This is a genomic window from Nonomuraea sp. NPDC049695, from assembly GCF_040674955.1.
GTDB lineage: Bacteria > Actinomycetota > Actinomycetes > Streptosporangiales > Streptosporangiaceae > Nonomuraea > Nonomuraea helvata.
Map to the genome: position 1 here is coordinate 36,977 of NZ_JBFANV010000050.1, position 20,041 is coordinate 57,017.

The window sequence follows — 20,041 nt, forward strand, 5'->3', positions numbered from 1 at the left end:
AGGACTTATGCGGATGCGGTGGACTCTCCACTTAGGGGAGGCATGAAGGTGGGGGACATGGCGCACTACTCGATCGGCGAGCTGGCCCGGCGTACCGGGCTGACCGTCAAGACCATCCGGTTCTACTCTGATCAGGGGATCGTGCCGCCTGCCGACCGCAGCCCCGCCGGCTACCGCCGCTACGACGCCGACGCCGTCGCACACCTGGAGCTCGTACGGACACTGCGCGACCTCGGGCTGGACCTGCCCACGATCCGGCGGGTCGTGGACCGGGAGGCCTCGCTCCCCGAGGTCGCCGCGGCGCACGCCGAGGCGCTGGCCGTGCAGATCCGCACGCTCCGCCTGCGGCGCGCGGTGCTCGCGGCGGTGGCCAGGCGCGGCTCCAGCCCCGAGGAAATGGATCTCATGCACAGACTGGCCCGACTCTCCGAGGACGAACGCCGCCGCCTCGTCACCGACTTCCTGGACGCCGCCTTCGACGGCCTGGACTCCGTCCCGGGGTTCGCCGGGATCATGCGTTCGATGACGCCCGAGCTGCCCGACGACCCGTCGCCGGAGCAGCTGGAGGCATGGGTGGAGCTGGCGGAGCTGACGCAGGATCCTGGCTTCCGCGCCGGCATCCGCCACACGGCCGAACACCACGCCGCCGACCACCACACCACCGAACATGACGCCACCGGGCACCACGCGACCCCGCCACGGCCTGACGCCGCCGCGCTGGCCCGCGAACACGCCCGTCCCGCCCTGGCGGCGGGCGTCGACCCGGGCTCACCCGAGGCCGATCCGGTGGTGGCGGCGGTCGCGACCCGGTACGCGCGCGACCGCGGCCTGCCCGACTCCCCCGAGCTCCGGCGACGGCTGCTGGCCCGGCTGGAGAGCGCGAACGACCCGCGCAGGGAGCGCTACCTCGAGCTGCTGGCGGTGGTCAACGGCTGGCCCGCCCCCGAGAGCCTGTCCCCCGCCCTCGACTGGTTCACCGCGGCCCTGCACACCCGGCTCCCGAGCGCGTGCTGACGACTCGTAAGGCGGCTTGCGGAATTTTCGTAAGACGCCTTACGATCTCCGGATGATCGCCCCCGAACGCCCCCCGTACGAGGAGCTGGAGTCCCGCTACGGCGCCCCGCTGGGTGTCGAGGACGCCCGCGCTCAATGGGGCACCCTCGTGCGCGGCGCCACGAGCGGCCACACCACCCTCATCACCCGCGAGCGCTGGGAGTGGGCCGCGCTGGTCCCGCTGTCGGAGGTGTCGGGGATGCTGAGCGGCCTGCCCGTGGTGTCGCTGTCGACGGCCCGCGGCAAGCTCGGAGAGCTCGTACGGCAGGTCGCCCAGCCGTACGACGAGACGCCCGTGCTGCTGTCACGCCACCGCACCCCGGTCGCCGCCCTCGTCGCCGCCCGCCGCCTGCTCGAAAAGCCGGCTCCGCGACGCCGGGCGGACCCCGACGAGCTCCTGCGCGCCGGCCACACGATCACCCTGGCCCTCGATCCATGGGACCGGATCATCGCCACCGCCCGCGACGGGGACGGCAACGAGATCGCCACGGGCTCGGCCGGCAGCGCTGCCGGGGCGCTCAGGTCGCTCGATTTTCAGGCCCCGGCCGGTTGAACCACCGCGTCGGGTCCCGGGTAGACGAGCTCCTCGTGCCCGTCGTCGAACCGGACGAAGAACGGCGGCGCCCCGTTCTCGCCCCGGACCTCGATGATCTGGCCCTTCCTGTCTCCCTGGCCGACGATGTGACCGTGGACGATCAGGGTGTCCCCGACGCTCGCGTGCATGATGGGTTCCTCTCGGTTGGACTGCGGCAACGTTGAGGTTCCTTCCCACCTTGCACCAGGGAGGCCGCCCGGGAAAGACATGCCTTCCCCATGTGCCCTAGCGTTGCCGCCATGCGTGCCTTCGTCATCACAGGTCCGGGACGTGCGGAGGTCCAGGAGGTGGAGCCGCCCGCACCGCTCGAGGGCGAGGTGGTGGTCGAGGTAGAGCGGGCCGGGGTGTGCGGCACGGACATGGAGTTCTACTCGGGCGCGATGACCTACCTGCACACGGGGGAGGCGCGTTATCCCGTACGGATCGGCCACGAATGGGCGGGGACCGTGCGCGAGGCCGGCGACGGGGTGGATCCCGCCTGGCTGGGCCGCCGCGTCACCGGTGACACGATGCTGGGGTGCCGGCGGTGCGCGCGCTGCGGCTCGGGCCGGCAGCATCTGTGCGCCGACCGGTACGAGATCGGCATCCGCCGCGGCCGTCCCGGCGCGCTGGCCGAACGCCTCCCGGTGCCGGCCTGGGCGCTCCAGCCCCTGCCCGACACGGTGGATCCCACGCTGGGGGCGCTGGTGGAGCCGGGCGGGAACGCGCTGCGGGCCGTACGCGCCGCCGCCCTGGAGCCCGGCGAACGCCTGCTGGTCATCGGCCCTGGCACCATCGGGCTGCTGGCGGCCCTGATCGCGGCGGCGCAGGGCGCGGAGGTCCACCTCCTGGGCCTCACGGAGCACTCGCTGGACTTCGCCCGTTCGCTGGGCTTCCCCCGCACCTGGACGGCCCCTCCCCCGGGGCCGTTCGACGCGGTCATCGACGCCTCGAACGGCGCTGCCTCGCCCGCGCTCGCCGTGGAGCTCGTCGAGCCGGGGCGGCACGTGGTCCTCATCGGGCTGTCGGCGGAGCCCAGCCTGATCGACACGCGGCGGCTCGTGCTGAAGGACGTCACGGCCGTCGGGGTCCTCAGCGCGTCCGGAGGCCTCGTGGGGGCCACCGAGCTGTACGCGTCCGGCCGGATCGATCCCCGGCCCCTGGTCGCGGCCACCGTTCCGCTGGACGAGGCGGCCATGGTCCTGGCCGGGCGACGGCGCCCGGAATGGGGGTCTGCCCCGAAGATCCACATCGATCCCCGTCTCCGCCGGTAACCTCGGCCGGTGTGAAGACGGTCCTCTTCGACGCTATGGGCGTCCTGTACAGGTACGGGAACGTCCGTCCGCGCTACGGCCGGTCCAGGGCGGCCAGGTCGTCCGGGGTGAGCTCGATGGCGGCCGCGTCCAGGTTCTCCTCCAGGTGGGCGAGCGAGCCCGTGCCCGGCGTGGGCAGGACGACCGGCGAATGGTGCAGCAACCACGCCAGCGCCACCTGACCGGCGGTGGCCCCGTGCCGCCGCGCCACCTCCGGCAGGTCGGCCCGGGCCAGCGCCCCGTTGCCCAAGGGGAACCACGGCAGGAACGCCAGCCCCCGCTCCTCGCACGCCCGCAGCACCGGCGCCGACTCGCGATCCAGCAGGTTGAAGCGGTTCTGCACCGAGGCGATCTCCGTGATCTCCAGCGCCCGCTCCAGCTCCTCCAGGGTGACCGTGTCGAGCCCGATGTGCCGGATCTTGCCCTCCTGACGCAGCTCGGCCAGCGTGCCGAGCTGGTCGGCCAGCGGCACGTCGGGGTCGATCCGGTGGAGCTGGTAGAGGTCGATGCTCTCGGTCTTGAGCCGGCGCAGGCTGGCCTCGCACATGGCCCGCAGCCGCTCGGGCCGCCCGGCGACGTGCCAGACGTTGGGCCCGGTACGCACGACGCCGCCCTTGGTCGCCACCACCAGGTCGTCCGGGTACGGGTGCAGCGCCCGCGCCACCAGCTCCTCGGCGATGTCCGGCCCGTAGTTGTCGGCCGTGTCGATGAGCGTGACCCCGCGCTCCACGGCGCGGCGCAGCACGGCGACGGCCTGGTCGGGCTCGAGGCGCGGCCCCCAGTAGCCGGGCCCGGTGAGCATGCCGGTGCCGTACCCGAGCCGCTGGACCCGCAGCTCGCCCGCGATGGTGAAACTCTGACTGGTCAATGCCGGCCTTTCAGTAGCTGTGGCTCGCCGTGACTTCGGCGGAGGCCGAGACCGCCCGTTCGGCCGCGCCGCCGCGCAGCGCGAGCACGATCATGGACAGGGTGTCGACGATGGTGAGGTGGGCGAGGCGGCTGGCGACCGCCTCCATCCCGAAGACGAGGTCCTGCCCGCCGCCGACGAGCACCCACGTGCTCTCCTCGGTCAGCGGCGAGCTGGCGTAGCTGGTGACGGCCACGACCCGCGCACCGGCGGCGCGGGCCCGGCGGGCGGTCTCGACGGTGGAGCGGGTGGCGCCGCTGTGGCTGATCGCCAGGCAGACGGCGTGGTCCGGCAGCAGCTCGGCGGCCAGGTGCGCGGTGAGCGGGTCGGGCGGCAGGTCCACGGGCAGGCCGAGGGCCCGTAGCCGGTAGGCGGCGTCGGTGGCGGTCGCCCCGGACAGGCCGGTGGCGGCGAGCAGCACCCGGGAGGCCCCGCTGAGCGCTTCGGCCGCCGCCTTCAGATCGGCGCGTGACAGCGTGGCGCTCAGTCCGCCGAGCGCCTCCCGCGCCGCCCGGACGGTCGCGGCCAGCGGGTCGAGGTCGTCCTGGGGTTCGGCGCCTGGGGGCGCCTCGCGGGCGGCGGCGATCTTGAGCTCCTGGTAACCGCCGAACCCCAGCCGCCGGCACGAGCGCACCACGGTGGACGCCGACGTGCCCGCGAGCTTGGCCACGTCGTTCACGCTCAGGTGGACGAGCCGGACGCCCTGGTCGAGCACCACCTGCGCGACCCGCGCCTCCGCGTCGTGCAGCCCGGAGAGCCTGGCCCGCACGGTGGCGGCCAAGGAATTCTGTTCCACGCCGAGAGGGTATCAGAGAATGAAATTCCGTACCGTCGGAAAACCTGTCGAGCCGCCGCCCCCGAATGTCTAGCGTTTCGTGGGTGGACATCTTCCTGGAGACCGAGCGGCTGATCCTGCGCCGCTTCACCGAGTCGGACGCCGACGACCTCTTCGCGCTCGACAACGACCCCGAGGTCATGGAGTTCATCAACGGCGGCAGGCCCACGCCGCGCGAGGAGATCGTCGAGGAGACGCTGCCCTGGTTCATGACGCACGACTTCTTCGCCGTCGTCGAGAAGCCGTCGGGAGCCTTCCTCGGCTGGTTCCATTTGCGGCCGCGCAGGGGAGAGCCGGACGACGAGCCGGAGCTGGGCTACCGGCTGCACAGGTCCGGCTGGGGCAAGGGGTATGCGACCGAGGGCTCGCTCGCGCTGATCGACAAGGCGTTCCGCGAGCGGGGCGCGCGCCGCGTGTACGCCCAGACGATGGCCGTGAACCTGCGGTCCCGGCGGGTCATGGAGAAGTGCGGGCTGACGCACACCCGCACCTTCCACCCGGAGTGGGACGACCCGCTGCCCGGCGCCGAGGAGGGCGAGGTGGAGTACGAGCTGACGCGCGCCGACTGGGAGGCGCGCTGACTGGGAGGCGCGCTGGCCCAACCTGGTGCACTGGTCGGACCAGTTCGCTAGGGTGCCTTCATGGGATATGACGCACTGTTCCGCCTGGACGGGCGGAAGGCCGTGGTGATCGGGGCCGGCAGCGGGATCGGCAGGGAGGCGGCGCTGGCGCTGGCCGCCCACGGGGCCTCGGTGGTGTGCGCCGACCGCGACCTGCCCTCGGCGGAGGCGACCGCGGCCGCGTGCGGCGGGGCCGCCCGCCTCCTCGACGTGCTGGACGCCGCGGAGGTACGCAGGGCGGCCGAGGAGGAGCCCGCCGACGTGCTGGTGTTCACGGCCGCCACGAACGTCCGCAAGCGGCTGCTCGACTACTCCGGCGAGGAGTTCGACCGGGTGGTGGGCCTCAACCTGCGGGCCTCCTTCGACGTGGTGCGGGCGTTCGGGGCGGGCATGGTCGAGCGGGGGCGCGGGTCGATCATCGGGTTCGCGTCGATCCGCGCGTCCGTGACCGAGCCCGGGCAGAGCGTCTACTCGGCCACCAAGGCGGGCCTCGTGCAGCTGCTGCGCACGGCCGCCGCCGAGTTCGGCCCGCACGGGGTGCGGGTCAACGCCATCGCGCCGGGTGTCGTGGAGACGCCGCTGACCAGGCAGATCAAGGACAACCCCGGCTGGTACGACGCGTACGCCGCCAAGAGCGCGCTCGGCCGGTGGGCGACGGCGGAGGAGATGGCCGGGGCGGTGGTCTACCTGGCGGGTGACGCGGCGAGCTTCGTGACCGGCTCCGTGCTGTACGTGGACGGCGGCTGGACGGCCGTGGACGGCCGCTTCGACCCACCCAACTGATTCGCCACCAGTCCCAAACGCTTCGGCTCGGCAACTGCCTGACGAACCGTTCCTCGCGCCACACCATACGTGCAAGCAAGAACGGCCTCGGAGGGCAACAGCCCGCCGCCGACCACGGCCTGGTGGTGCAGTCCCCGTCCGAGGGCAGCACGACCAACTGGCGCTACCTCACCGCCTCCGAAGACACCGACTTCGGCCAGCCGCCCACGCTGGCCCTCACCACCAGCGGCCCGGCCTCGCAACCGACCGTGTCCGCCCCGGCCATCACACCGGCGCAGACGGTGAACGGCGTCACCGTGACCAGCTCGCTCACCCCGCAACTGGCCGCGACCGTCGCCGACACCGCTCAGGGCAGCCTCACCGGTCAGTTCGAGGTTGAGCACGACCCGGCCGCGACCGGGCAGGGCACTGGCCAGATCTGGACCGGAGCCTCGCAGGCGGTCGCATCCGGCGGCCAAGCCACGGTTAGCGTCCCCGCAGGCAAGTTGACCGACGGGTGGAAGATCCGCTGGCGCGCTCGCGCGGCCAACGCTGCCGCTTCCACCACCTCAGCATGGTCAGATTGGCAGTTGGCTACCGTCAAGGTGCCTGGGCCGGTCTCCGACCCCACCGTGGGCGCGCTCCAGGTTGCCCCGTCTACGATTGTGAACGGCCAGGCCGTCACCTCCTCCCTCACTCCTACCCTGCTGGCACAGGTGAGTGATCCAGCAGGCGGCAGTCTGCGCGCGGAGTACGCGATTGAGCACGACCCAGGCGCGACCGGACAGGGCACCGGCCAAATATGGACGGGTGCCGTGGACAACGTGGTGTCTGGCGCCCAGGCCAGCCTGGCTGTTCCGGAAGGAACGCTTACCGACGGGTGGAAGGTGCGATGGCGAGCTCGCGCGGTCGCTGGAGAATTTTCCTCGGCGTGGTCGGACTGGCAGACGCTCACCATCGATGTAGCGTCGTCGACCCGGGAGCCGCTCGCTCAAACCAGCGAGCCGGTGATCTACACGGACGACAGCTTCACCGTCACCGCATGGCTGCGGTGGAGTGACAAGGACGGCAACTACACGGTCGTGGAACAGCGGGGGGCCAACCAGGCGCCGTTCCATCTGGGAAATTCCGCTGACCATGGTCTGGAGTTCACCTTCACCAGTGCTGATGCAACAGATGCGACAGTCGAAGGTGTGCGCTCGGACGTAGAACCACCAGTGAACGAGTGGTTCCATCTGGCTGGAGTCTACGACAAGGCGGCAAAAAAGGTCTCCCTGTACCTGAACGGCCAGCTCGTCAAGAGCGAGACGATCAGCTTTGCAAGCTGGAACGCTGAAAGAAGTACAACGCTCGGCACGAGCATGTTGGGAGATCTCGACGACGTCTGGATCTATAGTCGAGCGCTGGCAGACAACGAGATTGCCGTCAGCGCGGGTATCGCCAGCGCACCGGAGTCGTCTACGGCAACGAAGACGCCGAAGAACGCGGCCACTAATGCTGCGTCCCCTGCTGTCAGCTTTTCGTATGACCGGATCAACAGCGTCGAGGACTGCCGCAAGTCACACCTGAGCGACTATCGGGCGCCAGCGAATGGGAAACCTGCACAAAACGAGACAGGCTTCACAAAGAACCATTTTGCATGGTGCGTTTGGGATACCAACGGTCTCGCCATCCGTGACATCAGAACCGGTAATCCAATCCACGCAGCTTCGTTCGACGTGGTCATCATTGGGCGAACCTTCCAGGCCAGCCGCACAATAGAATATGATCTCTACGTTCTCGACGCAGATGATACTGAGATTGGGAGTGCGTTCAACGGCAAGAATTTCACCATCAGCATGGTTGCAACTGGGAGCCCGAGTAACGCCGCATGCAAACAGGTGGTGGGGGGCGAATACCAGCAGGTATATTCGGGAACCGAAGAATACTGGGATGACAGGAAGGTGTCCTTTAAGTTCGAGTCTCCGACTCCAGCCGCAGGCGGCTGGACGTCGGCTACCGCTGAAGAAATCGCCACCTGCAACTTCACCTGGCGGGTTGATGCGCCTACTGTTCCTGACATCAAGTTCAATAACGACTGGCCGAAGTGGGTGGTCAGATGCGATTCCGCTTCGTACATAAACTGGTGGAAGCAAGGCTGCATCTTCAAGAATGTGGTACCTTCCATCGTGCTGAAGAAGTCTGACTTCCCTTGGGCCTTCGAGCACATCAACAACGCATACCAGAACCCCACGGGAACGATTCCGATGCCAGGGGGGCCGAGATACACCTGGCCATCATTCATTTCAGGCCCGGCGCCCTACAAGGATTTTCCGGGACTCAGCAAGTTCACGCCTGTGCATCGTCTCAGGGATGACGATAGAGCCAGGCGAAACAGGGACCGGTCGGTCTCCATATGCGCCCGATACGAGGCGCAAAAGCTGGGCATTAAATGGCGGAGTAGCGACCCCGTCCCTTGGGACTCAAACGTCAGGCAGTGCGACGAATTTCCCTTCGCAAGCACGTACGAGGGCTCATGGGTCTACTGGCAGAAAACACCTCCTAAGGATCCAGGAATAATGTATCCGAAAAATAAGGTGAACGTGAGCGTCTCACTCATTCCAGCTCTGGAGAACAATCAGTGGGGAGGTTTCCAAGACGGCGGACTGGGCCGCTACTATGCGTACGATCGCATTCTTGACAAGGATGCGTTCTATGTTCGCCTGAAAGACGCCCTAGGCAATCCCGTCAACCAATAGAGCTACCGCCCCCGGCCTCGAATCTCATGTGATAATTTCATGCCCTTCTAGGCCGGACGGCGGGTATCAAATGACTATCCGCGATCCCTTGAGGCCGAACCGGGATGCGATTAAAGCAGCCCTGTGCGGCAGGAAGCGCGGGAACCGACGGGCTTGAGCGGGACACAAGGATCCAGCTCAAGCCCGTCGGCCAATATCTGTGATATAGTCCCACCACTCCTCAAGATCATTCAAGGCTCAAGATCCTCGCATCTTGCCCTCTCCATCCAGGAGCGCAAATGTCGAATCTAATCAAGCGTATCGACGGCAGCGTTACGGTCGAAACTCGCAATTTTATGATTATGGACGATGACGGCGCAACCAATCGCCCTGACGACGCGATTTCCATGGATGAACTTGTCGTGCAGCTCAATACCTCCGATGAGTGGTTCGCCACCACCGCAAATCTTGCTTTGATTGAGAGTGGCGATACGTGGCATGTGGCGGACGTTGCCCTGGAATGGTGGGACGACGAACCGCCGGCAGACAACGAGGCATGGACGAAGAGTCATACGGCAACAATGTATTCCAGCTCCGGGAAGCTGAGGCTTGTTCAAACGCTGGGCAGTCAATCTCGGCGAGCTCTGGATTTGAAGGAGAAAGCTATTACGTGGTCTGTTCGCGCAAGCGTCCGGCCAGGCCCAGGCAGGCGCAAAGTATCAGGGAAGCCGCCGAGGGGGATCGAGTCCTATCGGTTCCAGTTTTGGCGTTCGGTCACGTGAGCCCCGGTGTCCCGTCGCCGTCCGGGACCCACCCTCATGCCGCACGCCCGGACGGCGGGCGGGCAGAGGGCCGAAGTGCGGCGGCGTGCCGCGCCGTCGCTTGATGCCTTACAAGAACAGTTCGGCAGTGTAGGGAACATGGCCCGAGGGGGCCGTGGTCGAGTAGATCGAGGTTCAGGTCACGGTGATCGGAACAGAACGAAATTCACCTTAATTGCACGGTCATCAGCCGGTGGCCTGCATCGAGGTTTACCAGGCTCCCAGTGCCTTCACGTCTCACGCTAGTAGAATCATGGGCCTGGTCTGAAGTGTGATGGACTCCTCGACGCCCCGGAGCCAAAGTTTATGCCCTCGCAGTCGGGCTGTTCTCGCTCGATGGAAAGCCAGTCGAGAGTACGCAACCGTCCCGGTGACGCAAGCTCGGTGTTGTCCACGTAGAGGGTGATGTACGCCTCGCCTGCCGTGGGATCGAGAGAGAAGAGGACCCGATGTTGAGCCTCCGGAAAGGCGGAAGGAGTGAAGGCCGACCAGCCAATGAACATCCTCGTACTGGCTCTGGGGCTCGTCCTCGAAGAGCCAGGTCAGCTCGGCAAGCTCCGGGATCTCCATGCTGCGACTATACGCGACATGCTCTCGGCTATGAGCTGCGCGCTTGCGGCGCTCAGTCCTCTTATCTGGATGCCATGATTGTGGGCCCATTGTGGGCCGTAATCGACACTGATGATCTCGGTCTAGCGTTTCCCAGGCCACATGCAGTATGAGGGCACCATCTGCAATCCTCTCCGGAGCCGGTGCGGAGAGCTCGATCACGAGGGCCGGATGATCGCCATTCTGGTCACGGTCAGCTCCTCGATGGCGAACCGCGGCCCCTCCCGTCCGATGCCGGAGTCCTTCACCCCGCCGTACGGCATGTTGTCCGCCCGGAACCCCGGCACCTCGTTGACCACCACTCCCCCGGCCTCGATCCGCTCGATGGCGGCGAAGGCCGTGGCCAGCGACCGGGTGAAGACCGCCGCGTGCAGGCCGTATCTGGACCGGTTCACGGCGGCGAAGGCGGCGTCGATGTCGGGCACCGAGCGCACGACCACCACGGGCCCGAAGATCTCCTCGTCCCAGACGGCGGCCCCGTCGCCGACGCCGGCGAGCACGGTCGGGGCGATGGCCCGGCCCTCGCGGTGCCCGCCCGTGACCGCCTCGCCGCCGGACCCGGCGATCCACTCCAGCACGCGGTCGGTGGCGGCCTGGTCGATGAGCGGGGCGACGCGGGTCTCGGGGAGGCGGGGGTCGCCGACCGCGACGTTCTTGACGCGCTCGGCCAGCAGGGACACGAACCGCTCGCGTACGGGCTCCTCGACCAGCACCCGCTGGACGGAGATGCACGCCTGGCCGGAGGCGTAGTAGCCGCCGCGCACGACGGCGTCGGCGGCGGCCTCCAGGTCGGCGTCGGCCGCCACGACGAGCGCCGCGTTGGACCCCAGCTCGAGCAGGACCTTCGTGGGGGCGGCGTTGCGGGCGATGGCGTGCCCGGCGGCGGCCGAGCCGGTGAACGAGACCGCGCCGATCCGCCGGTCCTCCACCAGCGCCCGGCCGACCTCGACGTCCCCGGTGACGAGCTGCACGGCCTGCGGGGGGAGCGCGTTCGCCGAGCGGATGAGGTGCGCCAGCCAGAGCGTGGCCAGCGGGGTCGCGGGCGCGGGCTTGACGATCACGGGGCAGCCCGCGGCCACCGCCGGAGCGATCTTGTGGGCGGCGAGGAGCAGCGGGTAGTTGAAGCCGGTGATCCCGACGACCACGCCGATCGGCCGGCGCGTCCAGAACCCGATCAGCCCCTCGCCCGAGGGCAGCAGGTCGAGCGGCACGGTCTCGCCGTGCAGCCTGGCGACCTCCTCGGCGGCCGTGGCGAGGGTGACCAGCGTCCTGGCGACCTCGACCTTGCAGTCGACCAGCGGCTTGCCGGTCTCGAGCACCAGCAGCCGCTCGAACTCCTCGCGGTTGGCCTCGACGGCGTCGTGGGCCTGCATGAGGGCGGCGCGGCGGGCGTGCGACGGCAGCGCCGCCATGGCGGGCGCCACGGCGAGCGCCTCCTCCACGGCCTGCTCGGCGAGGGCTTTGGTGCCTCTTGGGGCCTTGGCCACCAAGGACCCGTCGTAGGGGAAGGTGATGTCGTCTGTTTCCGCCGTTGCCACCCATCCGTCGCCGATGGGCAGGCCGGACGGCCATGCGGTGTCGATGGGCAGGCCGGACGGCGCTGCGGTATGGATGGTCATGACTGCTTCCGTTGGGCGCTGGGGAACACGTCGAGGTACGCGGGCGCGTCCTCGCGGCCGGTGGCGGCGAGGACGGCGTGCGCGATGGCACGGCTGAACACGTCGGCTCCGGCGGCCAGGATCTCCTGGAGCGCGTCGTGGTCGGGCTCGGGGCGGGCGCAGGTCGCCAGGGCGAAGATCGTGTCGCCGTCGGTCATGGTGTGCGCCGGTCTGATCGCCCTGGCCAGGCCGTCGTGGGCCACCGCGGCGAGCTTGCCGCACTGCGCCTTGGTGAGGGTGCGGTCGGTGGCCACCACGCCGATGGTGGTGTTGAACGACGGGACGTTCTCGGGCTGCCAGGCTTCGATCTCCTCCTGGAGCGGGGGCCGGAGGTAGTCGAACTCGCCCGGGAGGCCGTACCTGGCGCCCGCGACGGTGCCGTCACGGGGGTCGAGGACCGAGCCCACGGGGTTGGCCACGACCAGGGCGGCGACGGTGGTGCCGTCCGCGAGCACGACGCTCGCCGTCCCCACGCCGCCGGCCAGGCCGCCGGCCTGTGCCCCGGTGCCCGCGCCGATCGACCCGCTGGCCGTACCCGGCGCGACCGCCCCGCCGTTCGACGCACCGCTCAGCGGCAGGCCGCCGCCGCGGGCGTTCCCCTTCCTCTTCCTCCTCCCCAGAGGGACCCCCGCCGCCAGCGGCGGGAGAGCCGCAACGTCACCGTCCGGGGCGGCGGACTCGGGGAAGGAGAGAGTGAATGGCGCACCGCCATCAGGGGCCAGGGCGCCGTCAGGGGCGACGGCGGCGTCGTAGGCGGCCGTGCCGAACGTCGCGTCCGGGACGGCGCGGAACGTGCCACCGCGCCCCAGGTCGAAGATGACCGCCGCCGGGACGATGGGCACCACGCCCCCGGCCACCGGGTACCCGATGCCCGCGTCCGCCAGCCGGTCCATCACCCCGCAGGCCGCCGACAGCCCGTACGCGCTCCCGCCGCTCAGCACCACGGCGTGGACCCGCGAGACCAGGTTGCGCGGGTCCAGGAGCTCAGTCTCGCGCGTCCCGGGGGCGGCGCCGCGCACGTCGACCCCCGCCACGGCCCCCGAGGGAGGGGCCAGGACGACAGTGGTGCCCGTGAGGTGGCCACCGCCCACCCGCTGCGCGTGGCCGACCCGGAGACCGGACACGTCGACCAGCGAGTTGGAAGGGCCCGGACGCATCACGCCCGGACGCATAACGCCCGGACGCATCAGAGGTCACCGTTCAGGAACCGCCGGGCCGCCTCGGCGAAGACACGGGTGCACTGGACGATCTCGGCCACCTCCACGAACTCGTCCGCCTGGTGCGCGATCCACTTCCCTCCGGGCCCGTACACCACCGAGGGGATGCCGCCCCAGTGCGTCAGCACGGTCCCGTCCGTGGACCCGGGCACCCCGCCGTAGACCGGCTCCTCCCCGGTGACGGCGCGGTGGGCGGCGGCCAGCGCGGCCACGACCGGGTCGGACACGGGCACGTCCACCGGCGGCCGGTCCACCAGCACCGACACCTCGGCCGCGACCCCGTCGTACGAGGCCAGCGAGGCCACCCGGTCGGCGATCAGCTTGTGCTCGACCCCGGGGATCGTCCGCACGTCCACGAACACCGACGCGAGCGCCGGGATCACGTTCACCTGCTCCTCGGACCCGGCCTGGAGCACGGTCGGCGTGACGTACACCTCGCCGAGGTGCTCGTGCGCCGGGTGGCGGCCCTGCAGCTCCTCCTGCAACGACCCCAGCCCCACCAGCAGCGAGCCCACCGCGGGAAGGGGGTTGCGGCCGTGCTGCGGCATGGCGCCGTGCGCCATCTTGCCGGTGAAGTCGACCCGCAGCCGCAGCGCTCCCTTGGCCACCGCGCAGATCTCGCCCGCCTCGGGCTCGGCCACGATCGCGCCGTCCACGTCGGCGGTGAGCCCTTCGGAGACGAAGTGGTGCGCGCCGATCATGAGGCCTTCCTCGTCGGCCAGCGCGCAGACCTTGATCCGTCCGGGGAACGGTCCAGCCAGCTGCAGCGCCCGGGTGGCGTACAGGGTGGCGGCCAGGCCGGACTTCATGTCGGCGCTGCCCCGCCCCCACAGCTTCCCGTCGCGGATCTCCCCGCCGAACGGGTCCACGGTCCAGGTGGACAGGTCGCCCTCGGTCACCACGTCCGTGTGGCCCTCGAACATCAGCGTCGGCCCGTCACCGCCGCCAGCCTCGACCACGGCCACCACGTTCGGCCGATCCGGCTCGACCTCGTACACGGTGGGCCGCCAGCCCCATTCGCGCATCCTGGCCGCCACCAGGTCGGCGGCGGCCCGCTCGCGCCGCCCCGGGTCGTTGGTGCTGGGGATCCGCACCAGCGCCTGGGTGAACTCCACCACTCCGTCGGCATCGACGTCGATCAAAACAATCCCTCCAGAGTCGGTACGGCCTGCAGCAACGTACGCGTGTAGGGGTGGGCGGGCGCGGCCCAGACCTCGTCCACCGGCCCGCTCTCCACGATCTCCCCGCGGCTCATCACCGCGACCGTCTCGCACACGTGCCGCACCACGGACAGGTCGTGCGAGACGAACACGAGGGTCAGCCCCAGCTCGTCCACGAGGTCGGCCAGCAGGTTGAGTATCTGCCCGCGCACGGACACGTCCAGGGCGCTCACCGGCTCGTCGGCGACCAGCACCTTGGGGCGGGGCGCGAGCGCGCGGGCGATGGCGATGCGCTGCCGCTGACCGCCGGAGAACTGGTGCGGGTACCGGTCGGCGGCCGACGCGGGCAGCCCGACCTCCTCCAGCAGTTCGCTCACGCGGCCGCCGACCGGCAGGCCGAGGGCGACGAGCGGCTCGGCCACGAGGTCACGGACGCGCATGCGGGGGTCCAGCGAGCTCATCGGGTCCTGGAAGACGATCTGCAGGTTCTCCCGCAGGAAGCGCAGCCGCCGCTCCGGCCTGCCGACGATCTCCTCGCCGTCGAACCGGATGGATCCGCCGGTCGGCTGGTCGAGCCCGCAGAGCAGGCGCAGCAGCGTCGACTTGCCCGAGCCGGACTCGCCCACGATGCCGTACCGCTCGCCCCGGCCCACCGTGAGCGAGACGTCCTTGAGCGCCTGCACGGCGGCGCCCGGCCTGGTGAGCGAGGCGCGCGGCCGGTGGTAGACGCGGCTCAGGTTCCGGGCCTCAATCAGCGGGGTGCCAGCATGCGAAGGCATGGCCGTCTCCTGTCAGCGCCGGTACGGTCTCGCACGTGGGGGTGGCCTGCGGGCAGCGGTTCCGGAAGACGCAGCCGCCGGGGAAGCGCCCGGCCGCCGGGACGCTGCCCTTGATGGTGGGCAGCCGGGTGCCGCGCGGGGTGAGCTTGGAGGCGGCCAGCAGGCCCTCGGTGTAGCGGTGGCGGGGCCTGGTGAAGACCTCGCGGATGGGGCCGCTCTCGACGACGCGTCCCCCGTACATGACCAGGACCCGCTCGCAGACGGAGGCCACGACGGCGAGGTCGTGGGTGATGAACAGCAGCGCGGGCGCGACCTCGGCGATCAGCTCCAGCATCTGCTTCTGCACGGTGACGTCGAGCGCCGTGGTGGGCTCGTCGCAGATGAGCAGGCCGGGCTCGTTGGCCAGGGCGATGGCGAGCATGACGCGCTGCCGCTGGCCGCCGGAGAGCTGGTGCGGGTACGCGCGGGCGATCTGCTCGGGATCGGGCAGGCGTACGCGTTCCAGCAGCTCGGCTGCCTTCTGCCGGGCCTGCGGGCGGGGTGTGCCGTGCAGGGTCATGACCTCGGCGACCTGGGCGCCGATGCGCATGAGCGGGTTCAGCGCGGTCATCGGCTCCTGGAAGACCATGGAGACGTCCCGGCCGCGCAGCCGCTTCAACCGGCTCTCCGGCACGCCGACCAGGTCGTTCCCGCCCATCGTGGCCTTGCCCGCGGCGGTGACGCCCTCGGGGAGCAGGCCCATGAGGGAGAGCGCGGTCAGCGACTTGCCGGAGCCGGACTCGCCGATAAGCCCGACGCGCTCGCCGGGCGCGATGTCGAACGACACCTCGTGCACCAATTCGAGGGAATCGGCCCGTACGGTCAGCCCCTCAACTTTCAGCACGGATCCTCCTGAGCTTCGGGTCGAGGAAGTCGCGCAAGCCGTCTCCCAGGAGGTTGAAGCCGAGCACGGCCAGCGCGATCGCCAGGCCCGGCCAGAGCGCCAGGCGCGGCGTCGAGAACAGCAGCTCCTGCGACTCCTGCAGCATCCGCCCCCACGACGGGGTGGGCGGGCGGGTGCCGAAGCCGAGGAACGACAGCGCCGCCTCGGCCAGGATCGCGATCGCGAACGACACCGACGCCTGCACGATGAGCACGGAGCCGATGTTCGGCAGCACGTGCCGGACGGCGATGGCCGTGCGGCGGCGCCCGGCGGCCCTGGCGGCGAGGATGTAGTCGGTCACCATGACCTGGAGCGTGGCGGCGCGCGCCACCCGGGCGAACGCGGGCACGGTGGCCACGCCGATGGCGATCATCGCGGTGAGCGTGCCCGCCCCGTAGACCGCGCCGAGCATGACGGCCAGCAGCAGCGCGGGGAAGGCGAACACCAGGTCGTTGACCCGCATGATCAGCTCGGAGAGCCAACCGCGCGGCGTCATCCCGGCGACCACGCCGAGCGGCGTGCCGATCACGGCGGCGATGCCGACGGCCACGATGCCGACGTACAGGGTCGTCCTGGCGCCGACCATGAGCTGGCTGAAGGTGTCGCGGCCGAACTTGTCGGCCCCCAGGAGGTAGCCGCCGCCCGGTCGCTGGAGCTTGCGCGCGGCGTCCACGAGCGTCGGGTCGTGCGGCGTCCAGAAGAACGACACGACCGCCGCCAGCACCACGAGCCCGACCAGCAGGCCGCCGACCACCAGCCCGGCGTTCACGCGGCCTCTCATCGCAGCCTCGGATCGAGCAGGTGGTACGCCACGTCCACCACGAAATTGATCAGCAGCACGGCCGCCACCAGCACCATCACCACGCCTTGGACGAGCAGCAGGTCACGCCCGGCGACGCCGTTGAGCAGCAGGTCGCCGAGCCCGGGGATGACGAAGACCCGCTCGACCACGACCGCGCCGATCAGCAGCGTGGCCAGCTGCAGGCCGAGCACGGTGACGACGGGGATCGAGGCGTTGCGCAGGCCGTGCCGCCACAGGGCGCCGGTGCGGCCCCGGCCCTTGGCGCGGGCCGTGCGCAGGTAGTCCTCGCGCATCACGTCGAGCACGGCGCTGCGCACGTACCGGGTGAGCACCGCGCCCTGCACGAGCCCGAGCGACAGCCACGGCAGCAGCAGGCTGCGCAGCCACTCCCCCGGGTTCTCGGCGATCGGCACGTAGCCGCCGGACGGCAGCGCCTGGGCCTGCACCGCGAACACGAACACCAGCAGGATGCCCGCCAGGAAGGCCGGGATCGCGATGCCGACCTGGCTGACCGCGCTGATGGCCGCCCCCAGGGGGTTGCGGTGGTGCACGGCCGCGAACGTCCCGAGGGGCACCGCGATGGCCAGCGCCACCACCATGCCGCCGAGCACCAGCACGGCCGTGACGCCGAGCCGGTCGGTGATCTGCGGGCCGATGGGCGAGCTGGTCACGTACGAGGTGCCGAAGTCGCCGTGGAGGAGCCCGCCGAACCAGTCGAGGAACTGCGCGACCGGCGCCCGGTCGGTGCCGAACTGCTGGCGCAGCGCCGCCACCGCCTCAGGGGTGGCGTTCACGCCGAGCGCGATCTCGGCCGGGTCGCCGGGCAGCAGGGCCATGAACGCGAACACCACCACGCCGGCCACGGCGGTGCTCGCGACGAGCACCGCCAGGCGTTTGATCAGGTAAAGCGTCACTGCTGCTTGGCGAGTGCGGTGAAGTCGAAGGACTCGGCGATGGCGTTCTTCGGCAGCCCGGTGACGCCCTTCTTCGCCACGATCAGATTCGGGAAGAGGAAGAGCCAGTCGGCCGCCGCGTCGTCGGACAGCAGCTTGGCGGCCTTCTTCAGGTCGTCGGTCTGCTGCTGCTCGGTGCCCTCGTCGGCGGAGGCGAGCAGCTTGCCGAACTCGGGGTTGTCGTAGCGGAAGTAGTACGACTTATCGGCGAATATGCCCATGTCGCGGGGTTCGACGTGGTTGATGATGGACAGGTCGTAGTCGCCCTGCTTGAACACCACGTCCAGCCAGCGGGCCGGGAACTCCAGGGGCTCGATCTCGGCGTTGATGCCCACCTGCGCGAGCTGCGACTTGACGACCTGGGCGCTGGCCACCGCGTACGGCAGGTTGGGGATGCGCATCTTGACGCTGAGCGTCTTGCCGCCGAGCAGCTGCTTGGCCTTGGCCGGGTCGTACGGGTAGTCGCCGGTGCGGTCCTCGTACCAGGGGTCGGTGGGCGGCACCATCGAGCCGATCAGCTGGCCGCGCCCGGCCCAGGCGGTGTCCAGGAGCGCCTTGTGGTCGATCGCGTAGCGGACGGCCTGCCTGGCCTTCTTGTCGTTGAACGGCGGGCGGCTGTTGTTCATCGACAGCACGACCTCGCCGTTCGTGGTGCCCTCGACCGTCTGGAAGCGGTTGGGGTCGGCGAACTGCTGCAGCGACTCGGGCGCCTGCACGGCCGAGATGACGTCGATGCCGCCGGTCAGCAGCGCGTTGTTCATCGCCGTGGCGTCCTTGAAGTACTTCAGCGTGATGGACGTCAGCGACGGCTTCGTGCCCCAGTAGGAGGGGTTCGCGTTCAGCTGGATGGAGTCGCCGCGCCGCCACGAGCCGAGCGTGTACGGGCCGGTGCCGACGGGCTTGTTGGCCAGGTCGGAGACCCCGGTCCGGCTGAACATGGCGCCGAGCCTGGTGGCCATCGAGTAGAGGAAGCCGTTGCTCGGCTTCTTGAGCTGGACGACGGCGGTGGAGTCGTCCTTCTTCTCCACCTTGTCGACGACGTCGAGCTGCGACTTGATCTTGAGCTTCCAGTCCGTCTTCACCCGGTCGAGCGAGAACGCCACGTCGTCGGCCGTGAACGGCGCGCCGCTGCTGAACTTGACGTCCTTGCGCAGCGTGAACGTGTAGGTCTTCCGGTCGGGCGAGACCTCCCACTTCTCGGCGAGCAGCGGCACGATCTTGCCGTCCTGGTCGAGCTTGACCAGGCCCTCGTATACGTTGACCAGCAGCGCCTGCGGGATGGCGGCGCCCTCGGTCGAGGTGAAGTCGAGGTTCGCGGGCTCTGCGACGAATCCCACGGACAGGCTCTGGTTCTTGGGGGTGCTGGAACTGCCGCCGCCGCTGGAGGTGCCGCCACAGGCGGCCGTGGCCAGCAGGAGACCGCCGGCGGCGATCCAGATCCCGATTCGCCTCATGTCTTACAGCCTCCTGGCTAGTGCACTGGTCGGACCAGTAGGCTACGCACATTGCCAGTCGACGGCGGCTCGGGTCAAGGGGGCTTACATGGGTGGTCCACGCTTCGAGCCGGTGCGTACCGTACGCGCCTATGAGCGGGTGGTCGAGCAGGTCGAAGAGGCCATCGAGAGCGGCGCGCTCTCACCGGGCGAGCGGCTGCCGAGTGAGCGGGAGCTCATGGTGCAGTTCTCCGTCAGCCGGTCCACCGTGCGCGAGGCGCTGCGCGTGCTCCAGGCGCGCGGCCTGGTGCGCTCGCGGCCCGGCGACCCGAACGGGGCGGAGGTGCTGCCGTTCTCTCCTGCCGCGCTGCACAAGTCGATGACCACGCTGGCCAGGGTGGCGGAGCTGTCGCTGGCCGAGCTGGTGCAGTTCAGGATGGTGCTCGACTCCTCGGCCGTCCTGCTGGCCGCGCGGCTGCGCACCGACGCCGAGCTCGCCGAGATGGCCGCGGCCGTCTCGGCGATGCGCGACGCCGTGGAGGCGGGCCGGGACGCGTTCGGGGAGGCCGACGTGGTCTTCCATGACGTGGTGGCGCGGGCGAGCGGCAACAAGCTCATCCAGATCTGCACGGACGTGGTGCGCTCGATCGTGCTGAAGCTGATCTCGGAGAAGCTCGCCGACGCCGACGACCGGGAGGCGCTGATGCGGCAGAGCATCCGGCACCACGAGGAGGTGCTGGCCGCAGTGCGGGCGGGCGACGGCCCGCTGGCCGCCCAGCTGTCCAGGAAGGCGATGTACGACTATTACGCGGGCTACGTCCAGGCCGACGAACGCTCCGCCCTCCGTGCCCTGCTGGACTGACCCCTCTCCTCCCCAAGGACCTCCCCCGCCGACCCTGTCCGGGG

General features: G+C 69.8%; 19 protein-coding genes. 8 read left to right on the top strand and 11 right to left on the bottom strand.

The genetic code is table 11. From position 1 onward, the window contains the following. Positions 1-57 precede the first annotated feature (57 nt). Together AB0J64_RS34415 and AB0J64_RS34420 are read left to right on the top strand one after the other, a co-directional pair. Positions 58-1,014: a MerR family transcriptional regulator gene (locus tag AB0J64_RS34415; RefSeq protein ID WP_364036437.1), complete on the top strand. Its 957-nt coding sequence runs from the start codon at positions 58-60 to the stop codon at positions 1,012-1,014. Positions 1,015-1,066: 52 nt separating this feature from the next. After that, positions 1,067-1,606: a type II toxin-antitoxin system prevent-host-death family antitoxin gene (locus tag AB0J64_RS34420; RefSeq protein WP_364036440.1), complete on the top strand. Its 540-nt coding sequence runs from the start codon at positions 1,067-1,069 to the stop codon at positions 1,604-1,606. Here AB0J64_RS34420 and AB0J64_RS34425 read toward each other — a convergent pair. Continuing rightward, positions 1,588-1,776: a DUF1918 domain-containing protein gene (locus tag AB0J64_RS34425; RefSeq protein ID WP_364036443.1), complete on the bottom strand. Its 189-nt coding sequence runs from the start codon at positions 1,774-1,776 to the stop codon at positions 1,588-1,590. The two genes, AB0J64_RS34420 and AB0J64_RS34425, sit on opposite strands and share 19 nt — an antisense overlap. Before the next feature lie 111 nt (positions 1,777-1,887). Here AB0J64_RS34425 and AB0J64_RS34430 point away from each other — a divergent pair, with 111 nt between their 5' ends. Next, a complete protein-coding gene (locus AB0J64_RS34430; RefSeq protein WP_364036446.1) occupies positions 1,888-2,901 on the top strand; it encodes an alcohol dehydrogenase catalytic domain-containing protein in 1,014 nt (337 codons plus the stop codon). Positions 2,902-2,974: 73 nt separating this feature from the next. On the opposite strand, the gene AB0J64_RS34435 is transcribed toward AB0J64_RS34430, so the two are convergent. Both AB0J64_RS34435 and AB0J64_RS34440 read right to left on the bottom strand, forming a co-directional pair. Continuing rightward, positions 2,975-3,808 (bottom strand): aldo/keto reductase, encoded by an 834-nt coding sequence (locus AB0J64_RS34435; protein ID WP_364036449.1) that lies wholly within the window; start codon positions 3,806-3,808, stop codon positions 2,975-2,977. Between the two features lie 10 nt (positions 3,809-3,818). Then, entirely contained in the window at positions 3,819-4,643 is an 825-nt protein-coding gene (locus AB0J64_RS34440; RefSeq protein WP_364036452.1) for a MurR/RpiR family transcriptional regulator, read from the bottom strand. Between the two features lie 83 nt (positions 4,644-4,726). Between AB0J64_RS34440 and AB0J64_RS34445 the strand changes: the two genes are divergently transcribed. From AB0J64_RS34445 to AB0J64_RS34460, 4 genes are all read left to right on the top strand, one after another. Next, positions 4,727-5,263 carry a GNAT family N-acetyltransferase gene (locus AB0J64_RS34445; RefSeq protein WP_364036455.1) on the top strand — a complete coding sequence of 179 codons (537 nt, stop codon included), beginning with the start codon at positions 4,727-4,729 and terminating at the stop codon, positions 5,261-5,263. A 60-nt stretch (positions 5,264-5,323) separates the two neighbouring features. Then, on the top strand, positions 5,324-6,085 hold the full coding sequence (locus AB0J64_RS34450) for an SDR family oxidoreductase (RefSeq protein ID WP_344984228.1): 762 nt from the start codon (positions 5,324-5,326) through the stop codon (positions 6,083-6,085). Positions 6,086-6,207: 122 nt separating this feature from the next. After that, the gene (locus AB0J64_RS34455; protein WP_364036458.1) at positions 6,208-8,802 is read left to right on the top strand and encodes a LamG-like jellyroll fold domain-containing protein; all 2,595 of its coding nucleotides are present in this window, start codon (positions 6,208-6,210) and stop codon (positions 8,800-8,802) included. Between the two features lie 278 nt (positions 8,803-9,080). After that, positions 9,081-9,563 (top strand): hypothetical protein, encoded by a 483-nt coding sequence (locus AB0J64_RS34460; protein WP_364036461.1) that lies wholly within the window; start codon positions 9,081-9,083, stop codon positions 9,561-9,563. Between the two features lie 806 nt (positions 9,564-10,369). On the opposite strand, the gene AB0J64_RS34465 is transcribed toward AB0J64_RS34460, so the two are convergent. The 8 genes from AB0J64_RS34465 to AB0J64_RS34500 are packed head-to-tail and all read right to left on the bottom strand — an operon-like array spanning position 10,370 to position 19,156. After that, entirely contained in the window at positions 10,370-11,830 is a 1,461-nt protein-coding gene (locus AB0J64_RS34465; protein WP_364036464.1) for an aldehyde dehydrogenase family protein, read from the bottom strand. Then, positions 11,827-13,026: a P1 family peptidase gene (locus AB0J64_RS34470; protein WP_364036560.1), complete on the bottom strand. Its 1,200-nt coding sequence runs from the start codon at positions 13,024-13,026 to the stop codon at positions 11,827-11,829. The genes AB0J64_RS34465 and AB0J64_RS34470 overlap by 4 nt, the downstream gene beginning before the upstream one ends. A gap of 29 nt (positions 13,027-13,055) precedes the next feature. Continuing rightward, positions 13,056-14,228, bottom strand: coding sequence for a M20 family metallopeptidase (locus AB0J64_RS34475; RefSeq protein WP_364036467.1), 1,173 nt, complete (start codon positions 14,226-14,228; stop codon positions 13,056-13,058). Next, positions 14,225-15,025: an ATP-binding cassette domain-containing protein gene (locus tag AB0J64_RS34480; protein ID WP_364036470.1), complete on the bottom strand. Its 801-nt coding sequence runs from the start codon at positions 15,023-15,025 to the stop codon at positions 14,225-14,227. The genes AB0J64_RS34475 and AB0J64_RS34480 overlap by 4 nt, the downstream gene beginning before the upstream one ends. After that, positions 14,994-15,908: an ABC transporter ATP-binding protein gene (locus AB0J64_RS34485; protein WP_364036473.1), complete on the bottom strand. Its 915-nt coding sequence runs from the start codon at positions 15,906-15,908 to the stop codon at positions 14,994-14,996. The genes AB0J64_RS34480 and AB0J64_RS34485 overlap by 32 nt, the downstream gene beginning before the upstream one ends. Continuing rightward, positions 15,895-16,716, bottom strand: a complete 822-nt coding sequence (locus tag AB0J64_RS34490; RefSeq protein ID WP_364036476.1) for an ABC transporter permease — start codon at positions 16,714-16,716, stop codon at positions 15,895-15,897. The genes AB0J64_RS34485 and AB0J64_RS34490 overlap by 14 nt, the downstream gene beginning before the upstream one ends. An 8-nt stretch (positions 16,717-16,724) precedes the next feature. Next, positions 16,725-17,663: an ABC transporter permease gene (locus AB0J64_RS34495; RefSeq protein WP_364036479.1), complete on the bottom strand. Its 939-nt coding sequence runs from the start codon at positions 17,661-17,663 to the stop codon at positions 16,725-16,727. Beyond that, the gene (locus AB0J64_RS34500; protein ID WP_364036482.1) at positions 17,660-19,156 is read right to left on the bottom strand and encodes an ABC transporter substrate-binding protein; all 1,497 of its coding nucleotides are present in this window, start codon (positions 19,154-19,156) and stop codon (positions 17,660-17,662) included. The genes AB0J64_RS34495 and AB0J64_RS34500 overlap by 4 nt, the downstream gene beginning before the upstream one ends. An 88-nt stretch (positions 19,157-19,244) precedes the next feature. On the opposite strand from AB0J64_RS34500, the gene AB0J64_RS34505 reads away from it, so the two are divergent. Next, positions 19,245-19,997 carry a FadR/GntR family transcriptional regulator gene (locus AB0J64_RS34505; protein WP_364036485.1) on the top strand — a complete coding sequence of 251 codons (753 nt, stop codon included), beginning with the start codon at positions 19,245-19,247 and terminating at the stop codon, positions 19,995-19,997. Positions 19,998-20,041: the final 44 nt, after the last annotated feature.

Coding starts and splice junctions, on each gene's coding strand:
- AB0J64_RS34415 (WP_364036437.1), top strand. CDS start 58: ATGGCGCACTACTCGATCGGCGAGCTGGCCCGGCGTACCGGGCTGACC.
- AB0J64_RS34420 (WP_364036440.1), top strand. CDS start 1,067: ATGATCGCCCCCGAACGCCCCCCGTACGAGGAGCTGGAGTCCCGCTAC.
- AB0J64_RS34425 (WP_364036443.1), bottom strand. CDS start 1,776: ATGCACGCGAGCGTCGGGGACACCCTGATCGTCCACGGTCACATCGTC.
- AB0J64_RS34430 (WP_364036446.1), top strand. CDS start 1,888: ATGCGTGCCTTCGTCATCACAGGTCCGGGACGTGCGGAGGTCCAGGAG.
- AB0J64_RS34450 (WP_344984228.1), top strand. CDS start 5,324: ATGGGATATGACGCACTGTTCCGCCTGGACGGGCGGAAGGCCGTGGTG.
- AB0J64_RS34460 (WP_364036461.1), top strand. CDS start 9,081: ATGTCGAATCTAATCAAGCGTATCGACGGCAGCGTTACGGTCGAAACT.
- AB0J64_RS34465 (WP_364036464.1), bottom strand. CDS start 11,830: ATGACCATCCATACCGCAGCGCCGTCCGGCCTGCCCATCGACACCGCA.
- AB0J64_RS34470 (WP_364036560.1), bottom strand. CDS start 13,026: ATGCGTCCGGGCCCTTCCAACTCGCTGGTCGACGTGTCCGGTCTCCGG.
- AB0J64_RS34480 (WP_364036470.1), bottom strand. CDS start 15,025: ATGCCTTCGCATGCTGGCACCCCGCTGATTGAGGCCCGGAACCTGAGC.
- AB0J64_RS34500 (WP_364036482.1), bottom strand. CDS start 19,156: ATGAGGCGAATCGGGATCTGGATCGCCGCCGGCGGTCTCCTGCTGGCC.
- AB0J64_RS34505 (WP_364036485.1), top strand. CDS start 19,245: ATGGGTGGTCCACGCTTCGAGCCGGTGCGTACCGTACGCGCCTATGAG.